This window comes from Bacillus sp. T2.9-1, from assembly GCF_950097965.1.
In the GTDB taxonomy this organism is placed as follows: domain Bacteria; phylum Bacillota; class Bacilli; order Bacillales; family Cytobacillaceae; genus Niallia; species Niallia hominis.
The window spans coordinates 22,851-35,491 of the sequence record NZ_CATNHG010000130.1 but is presented as its reverse complement, the minus strand read 5'-3'; the positions used below and the strand labels follow the sequence as shown (position 1 = coordinate 35,491).

15 protein-coding genes and 1 riboswitch are annotated in these 12,641 nt (G+C 38.4%); all 15 genes read left to right on the top strand.

Features of this window, described 5'->3' with window-relative positions; translation table 11 throughout:
- The first annotated feature begins 9 nt into the window (after positions 1-9).
- The 15 genes from sfsA to QQZ16_RS19495 all read left to right on the top strand — a co-directional run bounded on the left by sfsA (position 10) and on the right by QQZ16_RS19495 (position 12,441).
- A complete protein-coding gene (gene sfsA, locus QQZ16_RS19565) occupies positions 10-744 on the top strand; it encodes a DNA/RNA nuclease SfsA (RefSeq protein ID WP_031536276.1) in 735 nt (244 codons plus the stop codon).
- An 89-nt stretch (positions 745-833) separates the two neighbouring features.
- Positions 834-1,032, top strand: a riboswitch (cobalamin riboswitch).
- A gap of 131 nt (positions 1,033-1,163) precedes the next feature.
- Entirely contained in the window at positions 1,164-2,129 is a 966-nt protein-coding gene (locus tag QQZ16_RS19560; RefSeq protein WP_031536277.1) for an ABC transporter substrate-binding protein, read from the top strand.
- The gene (locus tag QQZ16_RS19555; protein ID WP_031536278.1) at positions 2,116-3,153 is read left to right on the top strand and encodes a FecCD family ABC transporter permease; all 1,038 of its coding nucleotides are present in this window, start codon (positions 2,116-2,118) and stop codon (positions 3,151-3,153) included. Before QQZ16_RS19560 ends, QQZ16_RS19555 begins: the two co-directional genes overlap by 14 nt.
- A complete protein-coding gene (locus QQZ16_RS19550) occupies positions 3,153-4,619 on the top strand; it encodes a heme ABC transporter ATP-binding protein (RefSeq protein ID WP_031536279.1) in 1,467 nt (488 codons plus the stop codon). The genes QQZ16_RS19555 and QQZ16_RS19550 overlap by 1 nt, the downstream gene beginning before the upstream one ends.
- Positions 4,616-5,578 carry an adenosylcobinamide-phosphate synthase CbiB gene (gene cbiB / locus QQZ16_RS19545; RefSeq protein ID WP_031536280.1) on the top strand — a complete coding sequence of 321 codons (963 nt, stop codon included), beginning with the start codon at positions 4,616-4,618 and terminating at the stop codon, positions 5,576-5,578. Before QQZ16_RS19550 ends, cbiB begins: the two co-directional genes overlap by 4 nt.
- Complete coding sequence (locus tag QQZ16_RS19540) at positions 5,553-6,644, top strand: pyridoxal phosphate-dependent aminotransferase (protein WP_031536281.1); 1,092 nt, start codon at positions 5,553-5,555, stop codon at positions 6,642-6,644. Before cbiB ends, QQZ16_RS19540 begins: the two co-directional genes overlap by 26 nt.
- A complete protein-coding gene (locus tag QQZ16_RS19535; RefSeq protein ID WP_235252108.1) occupies positions 6,614-7,168 on the top strand; it encodes a bifunctional adenosylcobinamide kinase/adenosylcobinamide-phosphate guanylyltransferase in 555 nt (184 codons plus the stop codon). The genes QQZ16_RS19540 and QQZ16_RS19535 overlap by 31 nt, the downstream gene beginning before the upstream one ends.
- A complete protein-coding gene (locus tag QQZ16_RS19530; protein WP_031536283.1) occupies positions 7,168-8,670 on the top strand; it encodes a cobyric acid synthase in 1,503 nt (500 codons plus the stop codon). The genes QQZ16_RS19535 and QQZ16_RS19530 overlap by 1 nt, the downstream gene beginning before the upstream one ends.
- A 2-nt stretch (positions 8,671-8,672) precedes the next feature.
- On the top strand, positions 8,673-9,467 hold the full coding sequence (gene cobS / locus QQZ16_RS19525; RefSeq protein ID WP_031536284.1) for an adenosylcobinamide-GDP ribazoletransferase: 795 nt from the start codon (positions 8,673-8,675) through the stop codon (positions 9,465-9,467).
- Positions 9,425-10,081 carry a histidine phosphatase family protein gene (locus QQZ16_RS19520; protein WP_065429064.1) on the top strand — a complete coding sequence of 219 codons (657 nt, stop codon included), beginning with the start codon at positions 9,425-9,427 and terminating at the stop codon, positions 10,079-10,081. The genes cobS and QQZ16_RS19520 overlap by 43 nt, the downstream gene beginning before the upstream one ends.
- Entirely contained in the window at positions 10,000-10,437 is a 438-nt protein-coding gene (locus QQZ16_RS19515; RefSeq protein ID WP_284561691.1) for a bifunctional adenosylcobinamide kinase/adenosylcobinamide-phosphate guanylyltransferase, read from the top strand. The genes QQZ16_RS19520 and QQZ16_RS19515 overlap by 82 nt, the downstream gene beginning before the upstream one ends.
- A 20-nt stretch (positions 10,438-10,457) precedes the next feature.
- The gene (locus QQZ16_RS19510) at positions 10,458-10,613 is read left to right on the top strand and encodes a hypothetical protein (protein ID WP_284561690.1); all 156 of its coding nucleotides are present in this window, start codon (positions 10,458-10,460) and stop codon (positions 10,611-10,613) included.
- Between the two features lie 52 nt (positions 10,614-10,665).
- Positions 10,666-11,265, top strand: a complete 600-nt coding sequence (locus QQZ16_RS19505) for a cob(I)yrinic acid a,c-diamide adenosyltransferase (RefSeq protein WP_031536287.1) — start codon at positions 10,666-10,668, stop codon at positions 11,263-11,265.
- A complete protein-coding gene (locus tag QQZ16_RS19500; RefSeq protein WP_031536288.1) occupies positions 11,246-11,731 on the top strand; it encodes an ECF transporter S component in 486 nt (161 codons plus the stop codon). The genes QQZ16_RS19505 and QQZ16_RS19500 overlap by 20 nt, the downstream gene beginning before the upstream one ends.
- Positions 11,728-12,441: a hypothetical protein gene (locus QQZ16_RS19495; protein WP_031536289.1), complete on the top strand. Its 714-nt coding sequence runs from the start codon at positions 11,728-11,730 to the stop codon at positions 12,439-12,441. The genes QQZ16_RS19500 and QQZ16_RS19495 overlap by 4 nt, the downstream gene beginning before the upstream one ends.
- Positions 12,442-12,641 lie beyond the last annotated feature (200 nt).

Genomic DNA, 12,641 nt, shown 5'->3' with positions numbered 1-12,641 from the left:
GTGGATAATATGAGTGAAAGAATAGTTGTAGGCTTTCCAGCGGAATTAAAGAAAATGACTTTTGTGGAGCGGCCTAACCGGTTTATATTGCATTGCTTGAATGAAGAGACAAATCAACTCGAAAGGGTGCATTTGGCCGATCCTGGAAGACTAATGGAGCTTTTAATAGAAGGGGTAACTATTTATGTTCTCCCAAGTATGAATCCTAATCGAAAAACGAAATGGACGGCAGTTTATGTCGAATCAAATGGTATTCTAGTGTCTATCAATACAACATATCCTAATAAGCTTGTTGAATCTATATTGAAAAAAGCAATCATTGAGGAGCTTTCTGTCTATCGATGGGTGAAATCGGAATACACATATGGAAGCTCTAGATGGGATTTTTTATTAGAGGATGGGGAAAAAAATCAGCTCCTTCTTGAAGTGAAAAGCGTTACATTAGCCAAAGATGGAATAGGGATGTTTCCTGATGCTATCACGAAAAGAGGCTCTAAGCATGTGCAAGAATTAACGGCTATTGCTAAGGAAGGAACATTTAAAACAGCTATTTTATTTGTTGTGCAAAGAGGAGATGTTGAAATAGTGACAGGTGCAGCAGAAATTGACCCAGTCTTTGCGAAAAACTTAGAGGAAGCTGCAAAAGCAGGGGTGCAATTACTAAGCTACACTTGTGTTTTAACAGAGCAAGGAATCGGATGGGGCAATGCTATTCCAGTGGATCCATTTTTAAAAATTAAATAAAAGGACATTTATTTTTGTTTTTGCTACCTTTGATGTATAATCAAAAAGGACGAAAAATGAAATAGATAGATGATGGTGAGACTTTTTGTAAAAGATTGATGAGGAATGTCGAAAGACTTTCTCTTTTTTCAGAAAGACTCTTAAAAGGGAAGTTGGTGAAAATCCAACACGGTCCCGCCACTGTAAATGATTGCACATGGAGAAGTGCCACTGTACTTACCTGTATGGGAAGGTTCTATTGTTGCGACAATCATGAGTCAGGAGACCTGCCATTTTCTATACACCTAAATAAACCTACGAGGATAGGGAGGTGTGGAGCGCGCTTTGAAATTATTTTTAAAGTCATCCCAACATCTCTATGGACGATAATAGGGATGTTTTTTATTTTTCACATATTTATTTCAGGAAGGTGAAGAATGATGAAAAAGTTTTATTCTTTATTTTTAGCAATACTGCTCGTAGTTGGGTCGCTTGCTGGATGTGGTGAAGGAAAGACAGAAAATAATAATGATAACAAGGAGCAGTCAACTGCACAAGAGGCTGCTTTTCCTGTAACGATTAAAGATGCAATCGATCAAGAAGTAGTAATTGAGGAAAAGCCAGAAAAAATAGTTTCTTTAATGCCTAGTAATACGGAAATTGTATTTGCGCTTGGGCTAGGAGATGAGTTAGTTGGAGTTAGTGATTATGACAACTATCCAAAAGAAGCAGCGGAAAAAGAAAAAGTAGGCGGCATGGAATTTAATGTGGAGAAAATAATCTCACTGAATCCAGATGTAGTTTTAGCACATGCATCTAGTGCCCATAATTCGACAGAAGGCTTGCAGCAAATCCGCGATGCCGGAATTGATGTTGTTGTTGTGAATGATGCAACTTCTTTTGAGGACGTCTATAAAGGGATGGAAATGATTGGACAGGCTACTGGAGCAGAAACGGAAGCAGATAAGCTTGTTGCTGATATGAAAGAGAAGTTAGCTGCTATCAAGGATAAAGCAGCAGCGATTTCTGATAGTGACCAAAAATCTGTTTATATAGAAGTAAGCGGAGAACCAAGTATATTTACGACTGGTACAAATACATTTATGCAAGAGATGTTAGATACCATTAATGCGAAAAATATTATTTCGGAAGAAGGCTGGATTCAAGTAGACCAAGAGGCAGTGATTGCAGCAAATCCAGATGCTATCATTACTACTTATGGTGCTTACTCAGAAACAAGCCCAATCGATCAAATTAGCTCGAGAAAAGGTTGGGAAGAGATAAAAGCAGTAAAAGAAAAGCAAATAGTAGATGTTGATTCTGACATGGTAACTCGTTCTGGTCCTCGTTTAGTTGAAGGAGTAGAGGCCGTTGCCGAAGCGGTGTACCCAGATGTTTTTAAATAAAAGAAAAGCGGCTTATGTTTATGCCGCTTTTTTTCTCCTTTTTGCGATTGTAATGGGAATATCTGTTGGAACTATATCTGTTCCTATTTTGTCTGTGGTAAAAATATTAGCAAGCTATGTTGGGCCAGAAAGCTTATTAACTAATGTCGAGCCAATGCATATCAATATAGTCCAAAATATTCGACTCCCTAGAGTGCTGTTGGCGGGACTTGTCGGTGCGAGCCTATCCATTTCGGGAGCTGCTTTCCAAGGGTTATTGAGAAATCCATTGGCAGATCCTTATACACTTGGGGTTTCATCTGGTGCTTCTGTTGGAGCTGTTATTACATTGTTCTTCCAATTAAGTATCCCATTTCTTGGCGCACTGACTTTGCCATTTATGAGTGTACTATTCTCCTTCTTTACGATTTTATTTGTTGTCTTTTTTGCGAAAAAAATGGATCCTGCGATGCGAGTGGAAACGATTATTTTAACAGGAATTATTATTGGTTCTTTTTTAAGTGCATTTATTTCGCTTATGATCGCATTAACAGGCAATGAACTTCGCCAAATTATTGGCTGGTTACTTGGAAGTGTCTCCATGAGAGGGTGGGAATATATAAAAATTATTCTTCCTTTCTTTGTAGTTGGTTCTGGTCTTCTTCTTTCGCAAGGAAAGGAATTAAATGCTTTAGCGTTTGGCGAAGAAAGAGCACAGCATTTAGGTATTCATGTACAAAGAAGAAAAATGATTATTTTGCTGGCTGGCTCTATGTTAACAGGTGCAGCGGTTGCAGTATCTGGGACAATCGGATTTGTTGGTCTTGTTATTCCACATTTTGTTCGAATCATTGTAGGGTCAGATCACCGTCATTTAATGGGGGTATCCCTTTTTGCAGGCAGTGGCTTTATGATTCTGGCTGACTTATTAGCTAGAACAATTATTTCTCCAACAGAACTTCCGATAGGGGTTATTACAGCTTTAGTAGGTGCCCCGGTGTTTGCGGGATTATTACTGAGAAGAAGGAAGAGGAGTTTAAACTAATGCTTAATGTACAGAATCTCTTTTTTCAATATGAAACAAAACAAATTTTACAGGATATTTCTTTTACGGTGAATAAAGGAGAAATGGTTGGTATCCTTGGACCGAATGGTAGTGGGAAAACGACGTTAATGAAAATTATTAGCGGCATTTTAACTCCACAGGAGGGACAGGTTGAGATAAAAGGCAAACCAATCGAGCAGTATAAAACGAAAGAATTAGTAAAGGTAGTCGCAGTCCTGTCTCAGCATGTGAATGAATCTTTTTCCTATACCGTTCGAGAAATCGTATCACTCGGGAGATATGCTCATCAATCCGGGCTGTTTCAGTCCTGGAGTTCTCAAGATGAAGCAGTAGTTACAAGCGTGATGAAACAAACGGGAGTCTTTTCATTTCAAGAGAAATCCATTCATGAATTATCTGGAGGCGAAAAGCAGCGTGTTTATTTGGCACAGGCACTCGCACAAGAACCAGAAATTCTCCTATTAGATGAACCTACAAACCATTTGGATTTATCTTATCAGAAGGAGTTATTGGATAACTTAAGAGAATGGAGCATGGAAAGAGATTTAACGATTGTTTGTATTTTCCATGATTTGAACTTGGCAGGATTATATTGTGATCGGCTGCTTTTATTACATGATGGAATGGTAGAAGTAGATGCCGCCCCTTCTAATGTATTGCAAGAAGAGAGGGTGAAAAGAATCTATCAAACAGATGTGAAAAGTACTTTTCATCCAAGTAGACCAGCTCCGCAAATAGCTCTAGTACCAAGAAATAAAGAGAGAAATAATAGGAAAATAGATACGGAAGCTATTACCATTTATTCAGATCGTGTAGAGGTAAAGGTTCCCTTTCCACTATACACTCTTTCATCAGGTGTAATAGGTGCAGGGATGGGATGGTATAAATGCTTTGTGAACAGACATGTGGATAAGAGATATCAATGCGAAGATTATCGGGAAGAAATGGAGGGTTATTTGCATCGAAATGGCTTTATTCCATCAGAAACTGTAGGGATGATGACAGCTGTTTACACAGAGGATGTAGCATATGAGCTTATCGAGCAGCGGGATTTTTCTGTGATGATTGTCGTAACAGGCGGAGTAGGAAATGCTGTTGATGCCGCAAAGACTAACGAGCATTCTTCCTTCTTAAATCCTGGAACCATTAATATTTGGATTTTTGTTAACGGGACATTATCAGAGCAAGCCTTCGTGCAAAGTGTCATTACGGCCACAGAAGCAAAAGCAGCGGTCTTGCGAGATCGGAAGATAAAAGATTTGGAAACAGGAACCATTGCAACAGGTACGTCAACAGATAGTATATTGGTGGCTGCTACCCAAGAAGGAGCCTACCTCGAATTTGGAGGTACGATAACAGCGCTTGGAAAATGTGTAGCACAAGGAGTCTATCAGTGTTTAGCAAAGTCGTTAGATAAAAGGAATAGGAGGATAGCACCTAAATGATCGGCCATTTGATTAGCATTACACTTGCGATTGTTTTAGATAAGCTTATTGGTGATCCTCCAAGCTGGCCACATCCGGTAAAAGGGATGGGGAGATTGATTTCCTTTCTAGATCAAAGATTAAATAACGGAAAGAGTCGGAGAATAAAAGGGTTATGGATGCTCAGCACGGTATTAATATTTACCTTTTTGATTAGCTACGTCCTCGTTTATATTAGCTATCAGCTTCATTGGTGGGTCGGGGTAATCGTGGAAGCTCTTCTTATCGCCACAACGATTGCCCAAAAGAGTCTAAAGGATGCTGCGATAGAGGTTTATGATCCATTGCAGGCTAATGATTTAGAGATGGCAAGAAAAAAGCTGTCTTATATTGTAGGCAGAGATACAGAGCAATTAGAGGGAGAAGAAATTGTCCGTGCGACGGTAGAGACAGTTGCAGAAAATACTAGTGATGGTATTACTGCTCCACTGTTTTGGGCATTTATTGGCGGAGCTCCCTTGAGTCTTGTATATAGAGCGATTAATACATGTGATAGTATGGTTGGTTATAAGAATGATAAATATGGAGATTTTGGGTATTGTGCTGCGAAATGTGATGATATCGTCAACTATTTGCCTAGTCGAATAACAGCCATTCTCGTGCTGTTAGTTAGTCGTAGTCCTTTCTATCGTAAAAAGGAAGCCTGGAAGTTGTTATTTCATGATGCAATGAAGCATCCCTCTCCAAACAGCGGCTGGGGTGAAGCAGTGACTGCGATTATCCTTGGTATACAGCTTGGTGGGATTAACTTTTACAAAGGAAAGAAGTCAGATCGTGCACGTATGGGAAGAGCACTGCAGCCTTTAGGAACTAGACATATTATCGAGTCGACTAAAATTGCTGATAAAGCTGTTGTTTGCTTTTATCTCTTTTTATGTATAGGAGGAATTGGATTTGAATTGGCCAATGCATGGAGCTAATCCTCAGTATATTTATGAAAAGACAAATGTAGAAATGCCGGTAAATACGATTGATTTTAGTGCTAATATCAACCCATTAGGACCTCCGACTATTTTATCGGACAACTGGGATGACTTATTTCAGACAGTCCATCTTTATCCAGATCCTTATGCAAGCAGTCTAAAAGAGAAAATTTCAGATCAGTATGGGCTTTGTCCAAAGCAGCTTTTAATTGGTAATGGAGCTGCGGAAATTATTTCTTTGTTGGGAAGAATTTTGGCGAGGAAAAAGGTATTATTGCTCCAGCCAGCTTTTTCTGAATATGAAGAAGTATGCAAAATTAATCATTGTGACATCTATCATCATTATTTAACAGCGGAAACAGGATGGGAACTAAATCCATCTAATTTGGAAAAGGATATCCGCCATGTAGATGCTCTATTTTTATGTAATCCTAATAATCCAACAGGGATATTTTATCCGAAACAAGTAGTAGAAGAATTGTTAGTTATTTGTAAAAAAAATGATTGCTATGTCATCCTAGATGAAGCTTTCTATGATTTTGTAATTGGATATGAGGATATGCTTCCTCTCTTAAAAAAATTCTCCAATCTTATTATTATCCGTTCCTTGACAAAGATGTACAGTATTCCAGGGATTCGCCTTGGTTATGCATTCGCATCAGAGGAACTGATTGCAAAATTACAACAGTTTCAATCTCAATGGAGTATTAATGGAATTGCTTTAAGGGTTGGTGAATTATTAATGGGACAAGAGATGTTTTTAAATAAAACGCAAAGTTATATGGAAGAGGAAAAGAAAAGGTTATTTTCCTTTTTTAATAAACAGCAATTCGCTTATTCCACTTCTGCTGCTAATTATTACCTGTTAAGAGATACTAGTTTTACAGACCAAAAAGAGCTCCTGATTTTCTTATTAAACAATGGCATCATAGCAAGACATACATATAATTATCCGGGTTTAGATGGAAGATGGCTACGGTTTGCGATTAAAAGTAAGTTAGAGAATCAGCAATTGCAAGGAGTGTTAGCTAAATGGAAACAAAGTCATCCATCATCTTTGTAACTGGAGGCGTGAGAAGCGGAAAATCTTCTTTTGCTGAGAGATTGGCAATAGAATATGCAGAGAATGAAAAAGCAGATTTACATTATATAGCCACAGCTGTTCATTCAGACACAGAGATGCAAGAAAGAATTGCAAGGCATCAGCAACGAAGAAAAAAACAAAAGGTAAAATGGAATAGCCATGAACAAGCAGTAAATATTGGTGAATTGGCTGGAGTTTTTTCAAAAAAGGATGTTATACTACTCGATTGCTTAACTGTATTAGTCAATAATGAACTTTTTTATAAAGATCAACGGCAAGAAATGCTAGAGCTAAAGCTGAAAAGGGAGCTAATAGAGTTAAGCCGAAGCTGCAGATATCTTATTCTTGTGAGTAATGAAGTGACATATGAGATGTCATCAGATCCATTTGTACAGAACTACTGCAGGCTTTTAAATCAACTCCACTATTTCCTCGTGCAGCATGCAAAGGAAGCTTATTTGGTAGAATTCGGAATCGCGAAAAGCAAGAAGGGAGGAAAATAATGAAGGGGGTAATGATACAAGGAACTTCATCTGATGTTGGGAAAAGTCTGATTGCTACTGCTATATGCAGAATGGTGGCAAATGAGGGGATAAAGGTGGCTCCATTTAAGTCACAGAATATGTCTAATAATTCTTATGTCACGGTAGATGGAAAAGAGATTGGCAGAGCACAAGGAATTCAGGCAGAAGCAGCAAGGACGGTGGCAACTGTTTGGATGAACCCGATACTCTTAAAGCCAAGATCTGATTTACAGTCAGAGGTTGTCCTGCTTGGGGAAGCTAGTACGACTCTATCTGGAAGAGGGTATCGTGAACAGTTTTATGAGGAAGGAATTTGTGTTATACAAAAAAGCCTGGATTACCTGCAAAGCCATTATGAGATGACTATTATGGAAGGTGCGGGAAGTCCAGTTGAAATAAATTTGAAAGACAGAGAGCTTGTAAACATGAAGGTAGCAGAAATGGCTGATGTTCCTGTCATTCTCGTTGCGGATATTGATCGCGGCGGCGTGTTTGCGAGTATCATTGGAACCCTTGCCCTATTTTCAGAAGAGGAAAGGAGCAGGGTAAAGGGAATTATAATAAATAAGTTTCGCGGCGATCCAACTCTCTTTGAAGATGGGGTTCAATGGCTGAAGGAAAAGACAGGCATTCCTGTCCTTGGAGTCCTTCCTTTTATTCATAACCATATGATTGAAGGAGAGGACTCATTATCTATCCGAGAGAAAAGATTTACAACTACTAAAGCTGTGATTGATTTGGCAGTAGTAAACAATCGTTATATGTCCAATTTCACAGATATAGAACCATTTTTTCTAGAAGAAGACGTTAGTATCCGCCTGATTAATAAAGGCGAAGATTTAGGGAATCCAGATGCGGTTATTATACCAGGTACGAAAAGTACAATAGATGATTGGAAAGAAATGAAGAGGAAAGGATTAGCATCCCAGCTTAAAAGCTATTATAAGCAAGGTGGCAGAGTAATCGGATTATGTGGAGGCTATCAAATGCTTTGTACTACTTTGAAGGATCCACAGGGTGCTGATACTGGAAGCAGAGGCGAAGAAATAGAGGGACTAGGACTTATCCCCGCAAGCACGACCTTTGAAAAGAAAAAAGAGACGATTCGAGTGGAAGGCAGTTATCATCCTTCTACGAAGTTAGCATCAGAAAGAATAGAGGGTTATGAGATTCATTTAGGAAAAACAGAATATGCTTCTATAGACGATAGATGCCCGTTTTTATTGCTTCATAACAGCAGGGAAGAAGGCTATTATCGAGAAGATGGAAGATTGATAGGTACTTATATGCATCATCTATTTTATAATGATGCATTTCGCCATACGTGGTTAAATCAAATTCGAGTGCAAAAAGGAATGATGAAAAGGAAAAGGCTGTTTATACAAGAACAGAAGGATAAACGCTTTGATGCACTTGCTCATGAAATGAAAAAACATTTGAATTGGGAAAAACTATGGAATATCCTTCAGGCTGGTGATTGATAATGAAGAAATGGTTTATTGGTTTTCTCTTAAATATACAGTTCTTTACGGCGATACCAGTGAGAAAGGAACTTCCAATGGAAGGGGAATTTCTTCAGAAAAGTATAAAGACATTCCCTTTGCTAGGACTTTTTCAAGGCTTTATTTATATGAGCTTCTTCTTTTTGCTAAAAGAATATACGCCGTTTACAGCACTTGCAGTAGCTTTTTTTGTCTGGGCCAGTACGATTTTGTTAACTGGAGGGCTTCATTTAGATGGCTGGATGGATGCAAGTGATGCTTATTTTTCTTATCAGGATAGGAAGAAAAGATTAGAGATTATGAAGGATCCACATGTTGGCGCCTTTGGTCTTTTATCCGTCATTCTGTTATTGAGTGCGAAGTTTCTTTTTATCTATGAAATCGTGACACGTATGCAAGACTTTACCTATCTTTTTGTCATGCTCCTGCCGTTATTTTCTAAAGCTGTAATGGGATGGATCTTGCTATTTGTTCAAGAGGCAAAGAATGACGGGCTTGGCGCATACTTTAAAAGGTCTGTTGAAGGGCAGCGAGCATTTTTTTATAGTCGCTATTTTGCACTTGTTCTTCTATTTATCATCTTATTGAATACACAATGGCTGCCACTGTTCTTTCTGTTTCTCTTTATTAGCATCTGCAGCTATATTTTATTAAGTCGATTTATGAAGCGAGCTTTTGGGGGATTAACAGGTGATTTATTAGGGGCAAGTGTAGAAGGGACGGAACTGGCATTATGGGCGACACTATGGTTATTGCATTATTTCGTCATGGGTTAACTGCCGAAAATGAACGAAAAGCATACATTGGCTGGCTGGATGCTCCTTTAAGTGAAAACGGGAAAGCGGACCTTTATGAAAAAGGAAGCCCAGTGTCTAAATATGAATGGATAAGTACAAGCGATTTATTGCGAGCGAAAGAGACAGCAACTTATTGGTTTCCTGAACAGAGCATACACAGTACTCCTAATTTTCGAGAAATAAATTTTGGAGAGTGGGAAGGAAAAACATATGACCAACTAAAAGAGCTCCCTGACTATTGCAAATGGCTAAATGCTCCGTTTACAGTTTCAGCAACAAATGGAGAATCCTTTAAAGAGTTTGTTATGCGAGTAGATACAGGCTGGGATCTTTTAATTGAGCAGAGTAAGAAAAGCGATCGAATGGCAGTTGTCACACATGGTGGGGTTATTCGTTATTTACTTAGTAAATATGGTGTAACAGAAAAGGAGTTTTGGGATTACAGCATTTCGCCAGGAGAGGGCATCGAACTAATATGGTCCAATAAAGAAAGGTTTAGGAGGAAGGAAAGATGCACTTTATTACAGGAGGTAGCTTTCACGGGAAAAAAAGCTGGGCAGTCTCCTTTACGAAGGAGCAAGGATTTACAGTAGGAAAGGTCCTCCGTTTGTTTGATGAAAAGGAAATAAAGATTACAACGGATGAGAAGGATTCCTTTTATATGTTAGAAGGGTTGGAGTGGATGATTAAAAATCGTCTGAAAGAAGAAACGTTGGAGCAAACGATCCATTATCTAGAAAAACAAGTAGAGACTTTACTTCAATGGGAAAGAGAAGAGAAAAAGCGCTGTGTGTTTATTATTGGTAGCGATATTACGAAAGGCATCGTACCGATTGAAAAGGAAGATCGCTTTTGGCGAGATGCTACAGGACTGATTTTTCAACGAATTGCAGCAGAGGCAGATAGAGTGGATGTTATTTGGTATGGGTTGAATGAGCGATTAAAGTAGTTGGTGAATTTGGTTTGTGGGTGACTGGTAGGGAGGCTATGGGATTAGTGAAAGTGGTTTTTAAAAGCGGGATGAACGCTGAAATCCGAAGCGGGCAAGAGAAAAGTGGTTTTCAAAAAGCAAGACAAGTTCTAAAGCAACAAAGCAACTACAAGAAAAAATTACATTTAACGTAAAAAGCACTAATCGCAAAAACACTAAACAAATAAACAGAAAGAGGGATAGAATATGCGAATTTATACAAAAACAGGTGATAAAGGGGAAACTAGTATAATTGGGGGAAGAGTATCAAAGGATGACATTCGTGTAGAAGCATACGGTACAGTAGATGAATTAAATTCTTTTGTTGGATTGGCAGTTGCGCAATTAGCGGGAGAACAATTTGCTGATATTAAAGAAGACTTAGAGAAAATTCAGCATGAATTATTTGATTGTGGGGGAGATTTAGCGAGTATCTCAAAAAGAAGAGAATGGAAGTTAACAGAAGAGGCTATTGCCTATTTAGAGGAACGAATTGATGCTTTTATGGAAGAGACGCCGGATTTGGAGCGATTTATTTTGCCGGGAGGGACAGAAGCAGCAGCGACTGTGCATCTAGCACGAACAGTGACAAGAAGAGCGGAACGCTTAGTGGTGACATTGGTGAAAACGAATGAAGATATACCGGAATTGCCATTAAAATATTTAAATAGACTTTCTGATTACTTTTTTGCGCTTGCAAGGGTGATTAATTATAGAAGCGATGTGGCAGATGTCGAGTATGTACGTAGTGCAAAGGTATTTCGAACAACTAAAAAGGGAGAGAGAAATGAACGTAAAGAAGATTAATATCCTTGCTATTTTTATTGCAATTTCGGTTATTGGTGCTTTTATAAAAATTCCAAGCTTCATTGGAAGTGTTGCACTCGATAGTTTTCCGAGTCTTATTGCGGGTGTATTTTTAGGTGGGATTGCTGGAGGAATAGTAGCTGCTTTCGGTCATCTGGTGTCTGCTTTGATTGGAGGACTCCCACTCGGAATTTTTCATTTATTTATTGCGATAGAAATGTGTTTGCTTGTTTTTATTTTTACTAAAATCTATCAGAATGGAATTAGAATTATCTCCTATTTATGGTTTGTGTTAGGAAATGGAGTTCTACTGCCCCTTCCTTTCTTATTCCTAATGGGAAAAGGTTTTTATATTTCTATGGTTCCAGTATTGTTGATCGGTGCTGTATTAAACGGCATTATTGCTCAGCTGTTAATGCCGAGGCTAGAATCTTTCCTTAAAGGGTGGGGAGAGGCGAAGCAATGAGAGATGTACAAATTGTTCCCTGGAATCAAGAAGAAGTAATGGTTATTAGTGCAGATAATAGTGGAGGGATTGGGCAGAAAGAAGAGGATCAAGTTTCCGTTCCCTATGATATAGTTTCTTATTTTTCTTTTCGCGTAGCAGTTATGGAATGTTTGGCAGCAGGAGGAATCCCGTTTTCGGTAATTTTGCAGAATTTTTGTGGAAATGATGCTTGGATTCCCCTTGTAACAGGTATACATAAAGGAGTGCAGGAGCTTGGGTTAGATGGTGAGCTTGGAATAACAGGCAGTACAGAGAGCAATTTTTCCTTCTGTCAATCAGCTGTTGGGCTTACGATTCTTGGAAAAAGACAAGCTGATTTCAAGGAGACATCCATTGTAAATGGAAGAATTGCGGTTATTGGAAGTCCCCTTGTTGGGGAAGAAGTAATGTTACAGGAAGATAAAGTTGTTCCCTTATTTTTGTTTTCTCATTTTGCAAAGGAAGTAAAATGTCGATTACAGCCAGTTGGCTCTAAGGGAATTCTTTATGAATTAGGACAGTTAAAGGGGAAGCTTTTTCAAGAAGAAGAAGTGACATGCTCTGTTGATCTTTTAAAATCTTCTGGTCCAGCTACATGCTTTATTGTCGAGTATGAAAAAGAAATGGAATCAGAAATAAAAAGGTTGGCAGGTGGCTATTTTCATGAAGTACTTGTTTCTTTGAGATAAGATAAAGGAGCAAGGATAATTTTTCTTTCTTAGGGAGAAATTTTAAATAAATAAGCTCCAATTTAGCCCTTTTTTCATATGGTAATAAGAGTTAAAATGGAAAAGGATTATTAGGGTCTGGCCTATATCTATTACAAGAATATGTGTTTTTGATTAAATTGTTATTTGACTTACATGTTTTCTTTTTAAAGGTCTGGTTC